15 protein-coding genes are annotated in these 17,272 nt (G+C 39.0%); 6 read left to right on the top strand and 9 right to left on the bottom strand.

Annotation, left to right across the window (positions count from 1 at the left end; genetic code table 11):
• Window positions 1-63 precede the first annotated feature (63 nt).
• Entirely contained in the window at window positions 64-1,014 is a 951-nt protein-coding gene (locus FTT88_RS07540) for an AraC family transcriptional regulator (protein ID WP_180173829.1), read from the bottom strand.
• A gap of 181 nt (window positions 1,015-1,195) precedes the next feature.
• Between FTT88_RS07540 and FTT88_RS07545 the strand changes: the two genes are divergently transcribed.
• Window positions 1,196-2,401: an alkane 1-monooxygenase gene (locus FTT88_RS07545; protein ID WP_180041475.1), complete on the top strand. Its 1,206-nt coding sequence runs from the start codon at window positions 1,196-1,198 to the stop codon at window positions 2,399-2,401.
• Between the two features lie 460 nt (window positions 2,402-2,861).
• Here FTT88_RS07545 and FTT88_RS07550 read toward each other — a convergent pair whose 3' ends face one another.
• The 7 genes from FTT88_RS07550 to FTT88_RS07580 all read right to left on the bottom strand — a co-directional run bounded on the left by FTT88_RS07550 (window position 2,862) and on the right by FTT88_RS07580 (window position 9,735).
• On the bottom strand, window positions 2,862-3,806 hold the full coding sequence (locus FTT88_RS07550) for a phosphatidate cytidylyltransferase (RefSeq protein WP_078191012.1): 945 nt from the start codon (window positions 3,804-3,806) through the stop codon (window positions 2,862-2,864).
• Entirely contained in the window at window positions 3,806-4,456 is a 651-nt protein-coding gene (locus FTT88_RS07555; RefSeq protein WP_180003782.1) for a 1-acyl-sn-glycerol-3-phosphate acyltransferase, read from the bottom strand. Before FTT88_RS07555 ends, FTT88_RS07550 begins: the two co-directional genes overlap by 1 nt.
• Before the next feature lie 61 nt (window positions 4,457-4,517).
• A complete protein-coding gene (locus FTT88_RS07560) occupies window positions 4,518-4,946 on the bottom strand; it encodes a hypothetical protein (RefSeq protein WP_180173830.1) in 429 nt (142 codons plus the stop codon).
• Window positions 4,943-6,295, bottom strand: coding sequence for a phosphatase PAP2/dual specificity phosphatase family protein (locus tag FTT88_RS07565; RefSeq protein WP_180173831.1), 1,353 nt, complete (start codon window positions 6,293-6,295; stop codon window positions 4,943-4,945). Before FTT88_RS07565 ends, FTT88_RS07560 begins: the two co-directional genes overlap by 4 nt.
• Window positions 6,296-6,313: 18 nt before the next feature.
• The gene (locus FTT88_RS07570; RefSeq protein ID WP_180173832.1) at window positions 6,314-8,068 is read right to left on the bottom strand and encodes a bifunctional alpha/beta hydrolase/class I SAM-dependent methyltransferase; all 1,755 of its coding nucleotides are present in this window, start codon (window positions 8,066-8,068) and stop codon (window positions 6,314-6,316) included.
• 47 nt (window positions 8,069-8,115) lie between these two features.
• Window positions 8,116-8,751, bottom strand: a complete 636-nt coding sequence (locus tag FTT88_RS07575; protein WP_168378667.1) for a CDP-alcohol phosphatidyltransferase family protein — start codon at window positions 8,749-8,751, stop codon at window positions 8,116-8,118.
• 90 nt (window positions 8,752-8,841) lie between these two features.
• Window positions 8,842-9,735, bottom strand: coding sequence for an acyl-CoA thioesterase II (locus FTT88_RS07580; RefSeq protein WP_180173833.1), 894 nt, complete (start codon window positions 9,733-9,735; stop codon window positions 8,842-8,844).
• 154 nt (window positions 9,736-9,889) lie between these two features.
• Between FTT88_RS07580 and ybaK the strand changes: the two genes are divergently transcribed.
• Window positions 9,890-10,357: a Cys-tRNA(Pro) deacylase gene (ybaK, locus tag FTT88_RS07585; protein ID WP_180022788.1), complete on the top strand. Its 468-nt coding sequence runs from the start codon at window positions 9,890-9,892 to the stop codon at window positions 10,355-10,357.
• Window positions 10,358-10,470: 113 nt separating this feature from the next.
• On the opposite strand, the gene FTT88_RS07590 is transcribed toward ybaK, so the two are convergent.
• Window positions 10,471-10,962, bottom strand: a complete 492-nt coding sequence (locus tag FTT88_RS07590) for a hypothetical protein (RefSeq protein ID WP_180173834.1) — start codon at window positions 10,960-10,962, stop codon at window positions 10,471-10,473.
• Between the two features lie 358 nt (window positions 10,963-11,320).
• On the opposite strand from FTT88_RS07590, the gene FTT88_RS07595 reads away from it, so the two are divergent.
• The 4 genes from FTT88_RS07595 (at window position 11,321) to FTT88_RS07610 (ending at window position 17,238) form a co-directional block, all read left to right on the top strand.
• On the top strand, window positions 11,321-11,590 hold the full coding sequence (locus FTT88_RS07595; protein WP_111884321.1) for a hypothetical protein: 270 nt from the start codon (window positions 11,321-11,323) through the stop codon (window positions 11,588-11,590).
• 578 nt (window positions 11,591-12,168) lie between these two features.
• Window positions 12,169-13,953: an IucA/IucC family siderophore biosynthesis protein gene (locus FTT88_RS07600; protein WP_180173835.1), complete on the top strand. Its 1,785-nt coding sequence runs from the start codon at window positions 12,169-12,171 to the stop codon at window positions 13,951-13,953.
• Window positions 13,946-15,403, top strand: a complete 1,458-nt coding sequence (locus FTT88_RS07605) for a lysine N(6)-hydroxylase/L-ornithine N(5)-oxygenase family protein (RefSeq protein WP_180173836.1) — start codon at window positions 13,946-13,948, stop codon at window positions 15,401-15,403. The genes FTT88_RS07600 and FTT88_RS07605 overlap by 8 nt, the downstream gene beginning before the upstream one ends.
• On the top strand, window positions 15,403-17,238 hold the full coding sequence (locus tag FTT88_RS07610; protein WP_180173837.1) for an IucA/IucC family siderophore biosynthesis protein: 1,836 nt from the start codon (window positions 15,403-15,405) through the stop codon (window positions 17,236-17,238). The genes FTT88_RS07605 and FTT88_RS07610 overlap by 1 nt, the downstream gene beginning before the upstream one ends.
• Window positions 17,239-17,272 lie beyond the last annotated feature (34 nt).

Below are 17,272 nucleotides of genomic sequence, written 5' to 3' on the forward strand. Positions count from 1 at the left end.
ATTAAAAATCATTTTAAAAATGCAAAATTACTTTTATGTGCGTAACGTCAGTTAAATAAACCTCTAAGGTGACTCAGCTTTTGAGAGCTGATGATGCTGTCGATACTGGCTCGGTGTTTGATCATAAAACTTTTTAAAAGTTTGGCTAAATGCTGTTTCAGATGAGTAACCGATACGATGGGCAATTTGCTGAATAGTCAGTTGCCCCATTTGTAAGTGCTGTGTCGCCAGTCGCAAACGATGTTGCTGCAAATAGGCGAGTGGAGATTCACCGAGCATTTGAGTGAATAAACTGGCAAATTTAGAACGTGACATGCAACATTGTTCTGCCAAGCTTTCGACGGTCCAAGCATGCTGTGGTTGTTCATGAATCGCGGCCAAAGCGTTGGATAATTCAGGATGACTCAAGGCATGCAACCAACTGCTTGAATCTGACAAGGCTGCAATATAATCACGCACACATTCGATAAATAAAATACTCACCAAATGATCCAAAATTTTGTCGCGGCCTGGACGGATCTGATGCGCTTCAACGGCCAGAAAATGTAAGCCAATTTGCAACCATTCAGGTGCGGTACTGCTCATGATATGTGGTGTATGTAACAGCGTGGGGAGTGCATTCACTAAGGGCTTTGCCATAATGCTGTCGACATGCCCACGGATCGCCAGTACAAATAATTCTTCTGCTTCATGAGATTCGGTAGAATTTAATTCAATGGTTTTATTTCGTTGCTCTTGAAACAGTGGCGTGATGTTCACTGATTCGACCAAGACATCAGACTGTATAGATTTGCAGTGATGGTTTTGCCCTGAGGGAATAAGGCAAAGATCGCCAGCTTCAAGTAAGACCTGCTCTTGATCGATATGCACAACACACTGACCTTGAATCACCACATACGCAACCATGGCATTGTGATCTTGAAAATGAAAAGCCCAAGGATGCTTTGATCTCAAATAAATATATTCAGATCGGTGGAGATGGATATCATCAAAAATTTTACTTAAAGCATCCATATTTCAAATATTTACTCATATTAATTTTGTATTTATAGATGGTCACTATGTGCTTAAAGGTCAACATTTATCCTTAAATGCCAAAGACGATCACATAGTTTTTTTGGACGCTTAAAACTGTTCTGGCTGCCCATATTTTACGAATATAAACACAGAAGAAGTAATTAGGGAAGTCTAGCGCATGAATGCACCAGTAAAATTAAATGAACAGCAGCTCGCTCAGTTAGAAAGCAAAATCGGTAGTGTTTTAGATAAAAAACGTTATGGTTGGCTATTGAGTCCAGGTTTACCAGTCATTGGTATGGGGATTTTGGCGGGTTATCATTTTGGTCCCAAACCGACAAAAAAACTATTTGCCATGGGCGGGCCGCTTCTACTGCATGTCATTATTCCTGCACTAGATGCACTGATCGGTGATGATGCCAATAACCCGACAGATGATGACATCAAAGTTTTAGTGAATGATCCCTATTATGATCGGATCGTCAAATTATTTATTCCACTGCAAATGGCAGCGAATGCTTTTGCTGGCTATGTGGTTACCCGTAAAGATGTTTCATTATTAGATCAAGTTCTACTTGGGATTTCGATGGGTGCCATCAATGGCGTCGGTGTAAATACAGCACATGAACTCTGCCATCGACCTCATAAAAAAGACCATTACTGGGCACATGCGACGCTCGCACCTTTGGGTTATAGCCATTTCCGCATTGAACATCCTTATGGACACCATAAACGTGCGGCAACACCTGAAGATCCTGCATCCTCAAAAATGGGCGAAACCTTTTATGAGTTTTGGCCACGCACTGTATTTGGTGGAATTAAATCGGCGGTGCAGATTGAGAAACAACGCTTAAAACGTAAAGGTTTAAGTTTCTTTTCGAAGGACAATGAGCTGTTTCATGGTTGGGCGATGAGTGCTGGTTTTCATGCCGCGATGCTGAAAATGTTTGGTAAAGGCGTGACACCGTATTTAGTTACACAGGCCTTGTATGGAATCAGCCTTTTTGAAATTATTAATTATATTGAACATTATGGCCTGAAACGTGAGCAAAAAGCGGATGGAAGTTATGCGCGAACCATGCCTGAACATAGTTGGAATAACAATAATATTGTGACCAATCTATTTTTGTATCAATTACAGCGACATTCAGACCATCATGCATATCCGACTCGCCCTTTTCAGGCATTAAGACATTTTGATGAAGCGCCAGAGTTGCCTAGCGGCTATGCCACTATGCTAATTCCTGCTTTAGTACCCTCTATTTGGTTTAAGATGATGGATAAACGTGTCTATGATCACTACCAAGGCGATTTAACTAAAGCCAATATTCATCCTAAACGTCGTGCAAGTATTTTTAAAAAGTTTGCAATTTCAGACGTTTAAATCGAATACCTGATAAGAAGAATCCCAAGCTTGTTTAGTTGGGATTTTTTATTGTGCGTATTATTAACCGATGCTACGCAGTAACATCAGAAGCGCACGTTGATTCAAATAAAAGAACGATACACGGTAACGTCATCCGCAATTGTTTGAGACAAGACTTATTGTAATCAAAAATGTTTCTGCGATTCTTTGAATAATTTGACGCTAGTGAACGAGTTTTGTCGGTGAGGTGCATTGCACCGCAAGATGGTTTCCTTTCGAAGCTTCGCTTCTCACTTTGCCGAATGAGAAACAACGTTTCGTAAGAGTATCTCCAGCCGAAGGCTAATACCTTTATTCAATCCTTAGATGTAAGACACTGTCGCATAGACTTAAAAATCATTTTTAAAATGTGAAATTAATTCTACGTGCGTAACACCATTTAAGATCCCAAATTTTCTGTTTAAAACTTAGTCATTTCTTAAGACCACCAATAGCGCAAAATGTGGAAAAAAATCGGTGCTGAAAAGCAGATGGAATCAATTCGGTCGAGCATGCCACCATGGCCTTGGATGAGCTGTCCCCAATCTTTTACACCACGATCGCGTTTAATGGCTGACATGACAAGTCCACCAAAGAAACCAAATATACAAACAATAAAACCAATACATGCAGCCTGTAGATAGCTGAAGGGTGTAAGCCATGACATAGCAACGCCTAATGCAGTGGCTAAAGCAATGCCTCCGATTAATCCTTCTACGGTCTTAGATGGTGAAAGTATCGGTGCGACTTTGTGTTTTCCAAATAGCTTGCCACAGACATATTGCAAGACATCGGAGGCTTGTACCACCATGATCAGCCAGATCGCTAGCCAAATTTTTTCACCTTCAAATCCGGGAAGTTTGAGGTTTAATAGCGCAGGCACATGCGAAATACAGAATACGCTGATCATCAGTCCCCATTGAATTTTTGAGCTACGCTCCAAAAATCGCGTGGTATCTTCAGCTTTGAGTGTAGCGATAGGGATAAGAAGAAACACATACAGCGGAATAAAAATAGAATATAGCCCGTACCAGTCGATATACACCAAGTAATACTGGTAAGGGATGACAAAATAAAAAGCGATCAGCAAAGGAAGATAATCACCGCGACGGGTCGGGAGTAAACTAATAAATTCACGTAAAGCAAAGAGTGAAATCAATGCAAACAGGATAACAAAGGCGATTTTACCTAATGAAATTGCTACACCAAGTACCAACAACATGACCCACCATGCATTGATCCGCGCATTTAAATTGTCGATGACCGGTGCAGGTGCATAACCCGCTTTAAATTTTAGTATTGAGCCAATGGTTGAGGCAATAATCAAAATAACTGCAAAGATACCAAATAATACATAGGTCATTTGCGCATTGGTGAATTCCATTATTGATACTCCAATGCTTTTAATTTGAGTAGTTCTTCTTGAGCGTAGTTTAAAAACTCAGTTTTACTGTGTGCATTATGTGCTTCTAAAGGTTTGCCAAAAATAACGGTAGATAATAATGGCAATGGTATAAGCGCGCCTTTAGGCATGACACGTTTTAAATTTGAGATCCATACCGGTACGATTTCAACATCTGGAAATTGATTTTTGAGATGAAATAAGCCGCTTTTAAACTCTAATAATTCAACGTCATCATTTAAATTTCGAGTACCTTCAGGAAAGAAAATAATCGAGTCACCTTGCGCTAATACGATTTTGATCGGTTCTAAGGGATCTTGATTTTGCTCTCGATTTCGCTGAATAGTGACACCAGTAAACGTGTCTTGAATGAGAAAACGCCGAAAGCCATCTTTTAACCAATAATCCGAAGCCGCTACAGGACGCGTCTTCCGTCTGAGATCTGTCGGTAGTGATGACCAAAGCAAAATAAAGTCGATATGGCTATTATGATTTGCATAATAAATACGCTGCTTCATTACAGGTTTACACCCGACCCATAGACTCCGCGCGCCCGTGAGCAGCCGCGCACCACGACGAGTGAGAAAGGCAATATAGCGAGCAATTGAACGGCTTAAAAAATTACCTTTCATTGGTGAGTGAGCATTCCTTGAAGTGTCTAATGGAGTTGGCATAGCTTCAAATTATTGTGAATTATTTATACAGTAAAAATATGCAGAGGAATGCGATGTATTGCAAGCAAAGCACAAAGATCTGCCATTTAAATAAAGCCAGACAACCTAATTCACGCAGCTCCCATGCGCGACCACATTTATTTGCAGGCATTAATTTTAAGTTGATTAAACTTAAGTCCAGCTCCTTGGTGGTTTGTTCAAGGTTTTGAGTTTGGCTGTATTCAGCGACAGTGGCTAAAAGTGCCGAATCAAATTTGATTTTCAGGCTTAAATAATGTTGTATTCCGAGCAAAACTAGACAAATTAATAAATATAGCAAATCGAATAGCATCACATTACCAAACTGGATAATGAGCCAGAGTGTGAGGATCGCTGCTACATAAGCTGAAATGAGCAATCCAGTGGTGGATTGTAACAACTTTGATAGCACCACAAGTTGTAAATTCATGGTGCAAGTCCTTTAAGTTTTAAACGATAAGTATTTAAATGTTTTATTTGCGGTGTTTTAAGCACAACCCAAGGACGGTTATGGCGAATAATCCGTAAAACATCTTCGACTGAATATTCAGGATGTTGTTTCAATAATAATGCGGCAACTACAGCACTACTTCGTGAATATCCCAAAGCACAGAAGACCAAGATGTTTTGTGCTTCATCATTGTTATTAGATTTCAAGAATAGTTCTAAAGACTCTACAGCATTATGTAGCTGATTGGCCTGTAAAGGAATCAGGTCTAAACTCAAGTTTTGAGCATAGGAGCATTTTGGATAAGTGGGTAATTCTGCGCAACAATCGAGTAAAGCATCATATTGCTGCATGACGTGTTTGGACGGATAGCGACCTAAATAAATATAACTCTGATTGATTTTGATGATTTTAGAATCTTCAGGATGGCGATAGGTCCAGATTCGGCTATTGATCCAAGCAAATACAAAGTAGGGCGTGAATAGCATTTTTGCAGCAATTGTCATATCACCATGACTGAGTTTTTGAAAAAAATGGGGTCGATTGAATAAATATGCAAACGCAACTAAAAGCAGACTGCTTGCAGGATAGAGCAGCCAAAGCCACCAACCTTTTGCATGTGCGATTGCGCCACAAAATAAGGCAGCAAATAGATAAAGGATGCCGATTTTAATGTGCTTTAAGCTTAGCCGACTCTGGCTGTTTTGAGTCCATGGCGTAGGACAGGATATCGGGAATAGCCATAAACATAAGGCACCGACCAATAAACCCGTTGGGATATCTATAAAATGGTGCTGCCAAGTGGTTAGAACTGAGAGACCAATCAAAAAGGACCAACCATCTACCAGATATTTCAGCTTGCCTGTGCTATGCCGACGGTAGAAATCCCAAAGTATCACCAGTAGTACAATGTGCAGGGAAGGTGCTTGATTGAAGGGTTTATCAAAGCCCATCAAGACATCAAACCATAGGCCGAAAAAACCTGTGAGTTCGGGGCGTTCAAAGCTAAAACGTAGCGGGAAAATTAAAAAGCAGCTGATTGAAAGGATTTGTGCCGAAAATAGTCGCAGGACATGTTGTTTTAATTCAAACTTATTCCAACAAAGTAATAAAGACAAACCATAGAACAGATCAATCGACCAATAAGGCACAATACTCCATGGCCAAAGTGGAATATATTTTTCCCATTCAAAGACGATAACAGGTACGGAAGCTAAGCCCGCAGCGTATTGATTGGCAAAACCATAACTTAAGAAGAAAAAAGGTGCCAGAAATGCCAAACACAGTAGGCCGTATTTCCAAGTTCCTGTTTCCGGATCCAGTTTATGCATAAGATTGACCGTCCAAGCTTAAATTTTTTGTGCAACGGAAACGGTGAAAATACCAAACTCATCAATAACTTGATCGATTTTTTTGAAACCAGCTTGCTCAACTAATGTATCCATTTCTGCTTGTGAGCGTAAACGCATCACCCATGCATCTCCTTTGCGATGTGAGGTCAGGGCACGGGCGATAAATTCTTGTTGCGGATGCCAAATTTGACCTGTGTAGATGAGATAACCATCTTTCTCAATGGCTTGACTTAAGCCTGATAAGGACTGTCTAAGTAAATCATTATCACTAAATAATTCGTATAAACCTGATACCACAGCTAAAGTCGGTTTAGGTTCAACACTGGCTAAAGAAGTGGCATCAAAGGCGTCCGCTTCTACAAAATTGGCAATCTGGCTTAAACCTCTTTGCTCAATCATTGCTTGACCCGCTTGTACATTGATCGAGCTATAGTCTCTAAGCAGGATGGATTCAGGCTGCTCAGGCAGTTTTTGTACAGCATCTAAAATATAACGGCCATGACCTGCTGCAATATCCATAATCCGTACTGCGTGTTGGGCATCATTTAACTTAGAAGCATATTTCGTTAATAGCGCTTCAATATTTTGTTTTCTAACGCGAATACCACGCCAACCAATCGCATTTAAATATTGTCGATCGATGATTTTACCGAGAGCATTTTGGCTTTCTGATTGATCTCTGTAGACAAAATCTAAGGTGCTGCCAGAGTCGTATCCTGTATCTTCACCAATTTTTAAACCTTTAGAAAAGAGACTACCAATTTTAAGATTTTGTTTGGTTAAGCTCCAAAATGCATGTTTTAAAGAGTGTTTTGGAAGCGTTGAACTTAAGGTTTCTGCAACAGCACAGCTCGGGCCAATTTTATCGGCATCTAAAAGTTTAGGTGCGGAATAGGGTTGTTTAAAACATTGTTGAATAAAGCGATGGATTTTATCTGTGGCGATTTTGCGATGTTTTTCACCCAAAGTATCATGATAAAAACCGTCTAAGACGTGAAATTCCTTCATTGGATGAGGAAGTTTTTGATAAAACGCCAATTGCGGTTTTTGATGCACCACGAAGTCAGATCCTGAACATAAAACCTGTGTAGGAACAAAAATATTTTGTGCATCTTTAACGATTCGATCTGACGCTGCATATAGACCCAGCAGCATCCGGACTGATATGGCCCGAGCGATCTGCGGGTCTGTTTCATAACTTTGCGCACGTGCAGTATCGTGCGTCAACATTTTGGCTTTGACATAACTATTGATAAAAAAGTTGCCGGCGAATTTGTTGAGGAGTGTTAAGCCGGGTTTTGCAAAAGGCACATAGAGTTTGATGTCAAATGCAGGCGAGGCAAGGCATAAAGCACGAATTTTAGGGGCATAATCATGCACCCATGTCGCGGCTAAAACAGCGCCAACGCTTTGAGCTACAATTGCTATATTTTCTGATCGAATTTGGTAATTTTGTTCTATATGCTGAACAAAATATTGAATGTCTTGAACGCATGCAGAAAAGCTCGGTGCATCTCCTCGTTCACCAGGAGTATTACCGTGACCTCGCGCATCCCAAGCGAAAAAATCAAAATCAGGCAAATTCAATTCATTGACCAAATGCGCCATTCGTCCCGAATGTTCATGGCCACGATGAAATAAGATCACCGCTTTTTTCTTACGGTTGCTTTTTAAACTGCTATTTTCCCAATGTTGATAAAACAAGGATGTTCTATCATGGCTCGTAAAGGTATGCTGAGTATTGTTATACATTGTGTTGTTCTCAAAATAATGAATCGACTGACGATCTAAACTGAAATTTATTGTGGGTTGATAATGCTATTTTTAATGCGGTTATAAATCGTAATAAATAATAAAAAGATGGTAATAATCAAAATACTATTGCAGATAAGAGACAATGTATTTAAGCCAACATTCAATATAGAAGAGGTCACGATGATGACGCAGATGATGCTAAATACAAAAGCGCGGTCACTTTTTCCCATTGGACCATCGTAACGACGTTCTTGCCCCACTAATGGCGCCATCACACCGGTATATTCGGCAAGTATGGCGAGAAAACAGGTTAAAATAAGTAATTCAGCTTGAATAAAAGCAAAACAAATTAAACTAAAATAGAGTGCTGAGTCGGAAATCACATCACATAATTCATTATAAAAAGCACCGAGTTTGGATTGTTGGTTGAACTCACGTGCCAGCATGCCATCTATGGCATTGAAGCCCATTCGAATAAGCATCCATACAGGGAAAATCAACAGTAAAATGCCAATACCGTTGTGAGAAAAATAGATATAAATAAAAAATGCCACAGCTAGCGAAATGAACATTGCCAGTAGTGTTACTTGATTTGCTGTAATACCAAGATGATGAAGTGATTTAACCAAAGGTCGAAGCAGGTTTTGAAATGCAGGCTTAAGCTGGTAGATCGAAGGCATATTATTGTTATAGCGGTATGATTTGCATGAATTTTATACGATTGATGCTTAACTTAACAAGAATTTGAATGTTAAAGATTGTCACAGGCCTCAAGATTCGCCTGTATAACGCATTAAGTTTTCTTGTGTAGTACTTGCGACTAATTTTCCATCTTGCCACATTTGTCCATGACTAAGCCCACGTGATTGAGAGGTTCGGGTAGTATTCATGTCATAGAATACCCAATTATCTACCCTAAAGGTATGATGAAAATACATCGAATGATCAAGACTAGTTGCGATGAGTTCAGGAGACAGATAATTTAAACCATGTGTTTTGAGCGCCGCAGAATATAAATTATAGTCTGAATAGTATGCTGCAATGGCCTGATGTATATGAAGTTGGTCAAATTGTGCATCCAAGGCATCATGGAGTTTTAAATATTCTGCATATTGATTTTGATTTAAGACAGAAGCTTGATTGGACGGTGGAAAATCTGTCAGCACGTATTCAATTGGTTTAGATATAAGCTGAAAAGGCTGTAAAAATGTGGCCAGATATTCAGGTGAAATAGATGATTGGATTTGCGCTTTATGGAATTGCTCTTCTTTGAGCATACTTGGTGGAAACTGTGGGATCAGATCTGGTTCAGGTATTTGATACTCCATACCCATTTCGTTATTCATATAGGACAACATCACCATATATATTGGTTTGCCATACTGTATGGCGGTCACTTGTCGAGTGGAAAAACTATGGCTATCACGTAAATTTTCGACTTTAAATAATACGGGATGATTTGCAAGGCCCGCAGAAATAAAGTTGGCATGTAAAGAGTGGAGTGGGAGTGTGCAGGTAAAGGATGCACTGACTATGCTCTGAGCAAGTAATTGCCCACCAAAAATATGGTCACCAAACAGAGGTTTGCTCTGTGCCAAAAAGTAGCCCTGATCTTTGGGCACTACAGATAATAATTGGATGAGGTCTTGAGTCAGCGTTGTCATATTTTTTTGAAATTTTTGCTTTATTTAAATGTATTCAACTCAAACTTATTGCACAAGTCATGTTCATGAAAAATATAAAAGTGTTCGCCGGTCTTTCTAGAATAGGCTTATAATCGAGTTTTCCTAGTTGTCCGAATGGAATGACGAAAAAGCAATGACACCTGCATGTAAACTCTTAAAATCTAATAAAATCGACTTTACAATTCATGAATATGACCATGACCCAGAAGCAAAAAGTTTTGGTTTGGAAGCTGCGGAAAAACTTGGTTTAACCGTCGAAGAAGTCTTTAAAACCTTGATGGTTACGGACGATAAAAATTACTTTGTTGCCGTATTGCCAGTTGAATATCAGCTAAATTTGAAAAAAGTAGCCACAGCATTTGGCTGTAAAAAACTCAAAATGGCTGACCCAAAAGATGCAGAGCGTTTAACCGGTTATTTGGTTGGTGGTATTAGTCCAGTTGGACAGAAAAAACGCTTAAAAACTGTGATCGATGCTTCTGCACAGAACTTAGCTAAAATCTATGTGAGTGGTGGTAAGCGTGGTTTGGATATTGGTTTAAAACCCGAAGATTTAGCAAAAGTTTTGGGTGCAAATTTTGCTGATGTGATAGATGTTTAAGTGCGGTTTTTGACTACTTAAATTTAAGTGAATTTAGAGGGAATACCTTCCACTTCAAAATCTATAAAATTACAAAAGCCGCATTAAGCGGCTTTTTGGTTCGATGTCACATCTTAATTAGGGATATTTGAAGGAGAAATCACACATGAATATTCGAACTCTCCGGGTTTAGTCTCTTTAAGTAAGTTTTCCCAAGAACTATTCTTTGTTGTAATCCAGCCGTAAATATCTTCATAAAATTCAGGATTGAGATTAGCTTTTTGAATATATGATTTATTTAGAAGAAATTTAGTCATCAAACACATTGAATTCAGCTCAATTGGATTTCTATTTTTTTCTAAACTAAAATTGTTTTTTGCCTCAGCTTCGTATTTTCTTAACAAAGTTGCTTTGAGTAGTGTTGATTTAAATAATTCTATAGTTAAATCATTAGGAGGTGTTTGATTAGCAAGGGCAAAGAGATTTCCATCAATTCTCAACATAGACGGGAAAAAATTTGCCTGTACATCTAATTCTTGCTGAGGAGACGGTGAAGATTTACATCCTGTTGTTAAAATACTGCTAAAAATGAGAAAACTTATAAACTTTAAAATTTTGTTATGCATCTAGGTGAATTCCTTGTTCAGCTAAAACTTTTAACATTTTAATCTTGGTTAATTCGTATTTTGTACATACTAATACGGCTCATTTCACTTCAACTGATTATTTTTAATTTGGAAGTTCTAGCTAAGAATACACTTTTGTTGTTTCGTTTTTAGCTTTAAATAACGAAAATGTATGTAGTCGCAGAAGTAGAATTTAGTAAAACTTCATGTTTAGAGGTTGATTCACTAATAGCACTTAAAGGTGTTTAATTATAAAAATACTTATAAAAAAAATAGGTATTTAAAATCAGACTAAAACAGTTGTATTTTAATTTAAAAGCTGTAATTTGAAAGAGCGATCTAATAAAGAGACAACAAAATGCCTTATTCAAATACTAAAGCGATTATTGAGCAAATCTATAATTTTGTATTAGAAAAACACAGTTTAGCATCTAAAAGTCGATTTATGCAGTTATCGATCTTCTTTAGAGAATTGCATGAAGGGGATGACTCAAAATTTACCGCAGATAGGTCTTTTTATTACAAAGGAATCTTTAACAACAAAGAAAAAAGTATATTTGCAAATGCTGCACCTGACTTTTTTGATAAGCACAAGTTTTTGGATTGGGTTGTTAAATCAATTGATTGATTTCAACCAAATCGTTGGAGTACATAATTCATGCTGTATAACCAGTCTGAATAGAAGATATAGATCAGAAATCAGTAGGTGTTTGTTATGAAATACATGCTAATTGGCAATAAGGATGTATGGCCAGTATGATGTTAGTAAAGTCTTCAATGATTAAAATTTAACTGCACATTTCGTTCCTTGATTTAAATAAAAGCTTGGTTAAAAGCAGAATATAAAAACCCATGTAAAAGACATGGGTTTTTAGTTTAAGTTGCACAATGTGATAATTCGGCTAAAAAATAAGCAATATGATTTATTTGTTCAATGCTAAATGAGAAAATTATCATTTAGTTCCATTTCAGAAAATTGTATAAATAAAAACAGAAAAGTTCATATCAAAAAAATTAATTTTTAAATACATAGAGATAAGACCAAATTTGCAATCCTGTAGCAAATCTTCACAAAAATGCAATTATTAATAATTATCATTAACATAGTTTCACGCTGGCCAGCGTACTAAGCATTACTTGCACAGTTAAAGAAACATAATTACATGACAAAGCTTGGAAAAGCTTAAAAATAGAGGATATGGTCAGATGAAAGAGCTTGCTAATCGCTTGGCGATGCAGCATCTTGTCAATGCATACTCACAAGAAACCGGTAAAGGTATTTTACTGGAAAAGTATCAACAGAATTCATCACAATTGACGTTTAGCCAAGGCTTGACGTTGTTATGCATCCCTTTAGATTGCATACAATCACAGTTATTTGTACCACTATCTTATGTCAGCCTTGTTGGTAGACATCGTCTTGCAGATCTCCCACACGTCTTTAACAAGGGACAGAAACAGTCATTTAGTATCACCGCGATCGCGAGTTTATTACTTGAACAGCTCGTACAAGAGTCAGGTCATACACTGGATGCTTCATCATTATTAGAACGTTGGATCGAAAGTCGTGAAGCGCTTATTCAATTTTTGACACTACGTGAACATGATTTTGAGGCTTTGGTCCAAGCGGAACAAAGTTTCATTGAATCGGAACAAGCTTTAATTTTAGGGCACAGCATGCATCCTGCACCGAAAAGTCGGGTCGGTTTTGTGCATGAAGATTGGGAAAGGTATTCGCCAGAAGCCAAAGGTCTCAGCCAACTGCATTATTGGTTGGTGGCTCCAGAATATATTCAAGAAGGTTCAGCTTTAGATCAAGCTGTATCAGCGCAATTGAAAAGCGAATTGCAATGGCATTTATCAGAAACAGATCAAGCACTACTGAATGCTTATTCGCATTATAAGTTATTGCCTTTGCATCCTTGGCAAGCACGTTATTTACAGTCAAAAGCATGGTTTAAAAGTTTAAAAACCAAATTAAAAATTATCGATTTTGGCGAGAAAGGTTGGGCATTTTCCCCAACGACTTCGGTACGCACCATGGCAAGTTTTGCAGCACCGTGGATGTTGAAACCATCACTTTCTGTAATGATCACCAATTCAATCCGAGTCAACCTTGCCAAAGAATGCCACCGTGGTGAAATGACCCATCGACTTTGGCATTCAAGTCTCGGTGAACGTATTTTACAACAATGCCCAACGCTCAAAGCGGTGAATGATCCTGCGTGGATGGCATTGAGCATAGATGATGAAATCGTCGAAGAAACTATTTGCATCTTCCGTGATCAGCCTTTCAGTGAAAAGCAGCAGGTGAGTTGTATTGCGTCATTGTGCCAAGAGCATCCTGCACAGCCGAAAAGCCGTTTTAATGCCTTATTTGAACAGGTCGCAAAACAACAACCTGAACTTGATCAATGTACCATTGCGATCAATTGGTTTAAACAATTCTTAGCTATCAGTCTAAAACCACTGATGTATTTGTATCACCGATACGGAATGGCTTTTGAATCACATCAGCAAAATCTCTTACTTGAGCTTGAACATGCAATGCCTAAATATCTATGGCTGCGTGACAATCAAGGCTTTTACTATATTGAAGAACTTGCAGGTGATGTCTTAAGCGCGTTTCCAGAGTTGCAAGAAAAAGCGCATGCCGTGGGTTCCAAAGCCTTTGTCGATGAGCGCTTTAGCTATTATTTCTTTGGTAATACTTTATTCGGCATTATCAACGCAATTGGTGCAACTGGATATGTCAAAGAGCAAGTGCTGATATCGATATTGCAAAATGAACTGTTGGACTTACATCAGGCTTATCCAGAAAGTTCATTGATTCATTCATTACTTTATCAGCCAACCTTGCCGTATAAGGGCAATCTGTTGACGCGCTTGTATGAGCTGGATGAATTGATTGCCCCAGTCGATCAGCAATCGGTTTATGTACAGTTGCCAAATCCTTTATGTGTGGAACAGAAGGATGTGCAATATGCTTGATTTTATTGGGATAGGCTTAGGGCCATTTAATCTTAGTTTGGCGAGTTTGCTACATAAGCAAAATCATTTGCAGTATCAATTTTTTGAAAAGAAACCACAGTTCGACTGGCATGCGGGTATGCAATTGCCCAATACAGTATTGCAAGTGCCGTTTATGGCCGATCTGGTTTCCATGGTCGATCCAACCAGTCCTTTTAGTTTTTTAAACTATTTAAAGACGCAGCAACGTTTATACAAATTCTATTTTTTAGAACAAGCTCAGATTCCTAGACGTGAATATAATCATTATTGTCAGTGGGTTGCAGACCAACTAGAGCATATTCAATATCAATCAACCGTAAAAGCCATTTATGCCCAAGAGCAAGGCTTTGAAGTCATGGTTGAGCAAGATGGACGTTTTAGACGTTATCAATGCCGAAATTTGGTCATTGGTTCGGGTAATGTTCCGCATTTACCACAGTGTCTAAAAGACATACAACAGCAATATCCGGAGCGCTGCTTACATTCTGCAAATTATTGCAATGCAGCGTTAAATCACTTGAAAGGTAATGTGGTTGTACTGGGATCAGGCCAGTCTTCGGCAGAAGTCTTTATGGGTCTGTTTGATCGTCAATATATTCAGGATCAGACCACAACAGCGCAGTTTAAGTTGCATTGGCTGACCCGTTCTAATGGGTTTTTCCCGATGGAATATGCACCACTTGGATTGGAGCATTTTAGTCCGGATTATACCGCGCATTTTTATCAACTGAGCCCAGAAAATAAAGCCGAACTATTGAAGCAACAAGGCCTGTTATATAAGGGCATCAGTGCAAAAACCATTCGTGATATTTACCAAAAACTATATCACCGGAGCATTGGTCAAAATATTAAACAGACGCATTTACATGCTCAGGTGGGTTTGGTCGCTGCCGAGCCGCATGGCGCGGGCATCCGTTTGCAGTTTCAGCACAAAGTCACAGCAGAACAATTCTATCTAGATGCAGACTTTGTTGTGGCTTCAACGGGATATCACAGTCCAGAGTGGCAATATCTCAAATATCTAAAACCGCTGATTCAGTGTGATGAATTCGGTCGTTGGAAAATCAGTCAGGACTACCGAGTACAGCATGACGCTGTTGGTGAAATTTTTGTTCAAAATCAGGAAATGCACAGTCACGGTGTAGGAACACCAGACTTAGGGCTTGGAGCCCACCGTGCAGCGGTCATTGCCAATCAATTATTGGGTTTTAACTTATACGATTTGGGTGATCAAGCGCAAAGTTTCCAACATTTTTCACCCAGTGAAAATGCTGAAATGCACAGTATGGGCATTGTGAAGAAATCAGCGCAAACCAATATCCAAAGACCATTTTCCGTTAAAAAAACCATTGCCAACTATGCAATGAACCGCAATACGACCATGCCGAATAAGCAAGAACAGAATACGGTTAAACTCGAGAAATTATAATGACATTTGCAAAATTAAAGATAAATCAAACGCAGTGGCGCCGTGCAGGACAAAGACTGATTGAAATGGCGATTGCTGAGTTTTTATATGAAGAAATTATTCAGATTCAGCCAGTGGAAAATAACACTTGGCAACTCAAACTGGATGATAAAACGTATCAATTTGAAGCGACTCAGTTTCTGCTTGGGCATTGGCGTATTGTTGAAGGGAGCGTTCGAGAGTTAAGTGAATCGACAACAGAGCCCGCATGGAATCTGCATGAATTTATTCGTGCTTTTTCAAATCAAGCTGAGGTGAAACCATTTACCAAGGCATATTTGATTAAAGAAATGAACAATACATGGTTAGCAGAAGCCCATGTTTTTGATGAACAGCGATTGCTGAGTCATGCTGTCTTGTCAGCGCCACACTATCAAATTGAAGGCATGTTACGTGGACACCCATGGCTTATTATGAGTAAAGGCCGTATGGGCTTTGGCTATGATGATTATTTAAGCTCCGCACCAGAGATTTCTCCAACGGTCAAAGTCTTATGGTTAGCTGTTCATCGTGATTTAGCTGAGTTTCGTTCGACCGAGGCTTGGGATGCGAAAAGCTTATATCGCCATGAATTGAATTCTGCGCAATTACACGATTTTCAACAGCAATTGGCGGACAACGCCTTAAATGCTACTGAGTATTACTTTATTCCTGTACATGCATGGCAATGGCATCAGTGGTTAATCCCGACCTATGCCAATGAAATCGTTGATCAGCGCATTGTTGAATTGGACATTGGACAAGATGACTATGTGCCAATGCAATCAATTCGTACCTTATGCAATACCAGTCATCCTGAACGGCATTATGTGAAGTTACCCGTCAGTATCTTTAATACCGCGGTATATCGAGGTCTGCCTTCAAAACGAAATTTGGCTGCACCGGCAGTGACCGCGTGGCTGAAGGACATTCAACATCAAGATGTAGACCTGCAAAAAACACAGGTAGCATTTTTAGGCGAAGTTGCAAGTCTCACATTACAACAGCCATGTTTTGATCAGATAGATGGTGCACCTTACCAATTTAAAGAATTGTTTGGTTGCTTATGGCGTGAAAGTGTCGAGCCTTGTATCGGTGAGCATCAATTAGCACTTTCCCAAGCAGCATTGTTGCATCGAGACATAAATGGTCGGTCTATTTTATATGTGTTGATTCAGGCTTCAGGTTTGACGCCTTTGCAATGGTTGAAACGATTTGCCGAAGTTTGTGTAACACCGCTACTGATTTGCTTATACAAATATGGTTTGGCTTTTTCTCCACACGGTGAAAACACCATGTTAATCCATGAAAATGGTCTACCAAAAAAAATGGTGCTGAAGGACTTTATTGATGATGTCAATTTAGTTGATGAAGATTTTCCAGAACTCGAAAATTTACCACCTGAAGGGCAAATTTTACTGCGTCATCCTGCTGAAGAACTTAGCCACTTTATCTTTACAGGTTTGTTCATGGTGCATTACCGCTATATCTGTAATGTCTTCCTTGAAGATTATCCACAGCATACAGAACTTGAGTTTTGGCAAACCATTTCCAGCGTGATTGACGAATTTCATCAGGCACATCCTGAATTGGCAGATCGTATTGAAAAATTCAGTATGTTCCGTCCACGTTTCGAGAAAATTTGTCTGAACCGTGTTCGACTGTTTACCACCAGTTATAACGACGAAGCAGAACGACCAGTACCTGTATTTTTAGATCCTATTGCAAACCCTGTGAGTCCAAGCACTTTAAATCAGTGGGCGAAACAACAGCATACCGCCGAACAGAAAACGACAACTAATCGTATTGCGTCATAAACAGATTTTTGAGCTAAGAACAGAAAAGATTAAA

This window comes from Acinetobacter sp. YH01024, assembly GCF_013420195.1.
Taxonomy (GTDB): domain Bacteria; phylum Pseudomonadota; class Gammaproteobacteria; order Pseudomonadales; family Moraxellaceae; genus Acinetobacter; species Acinetobacter amyesii.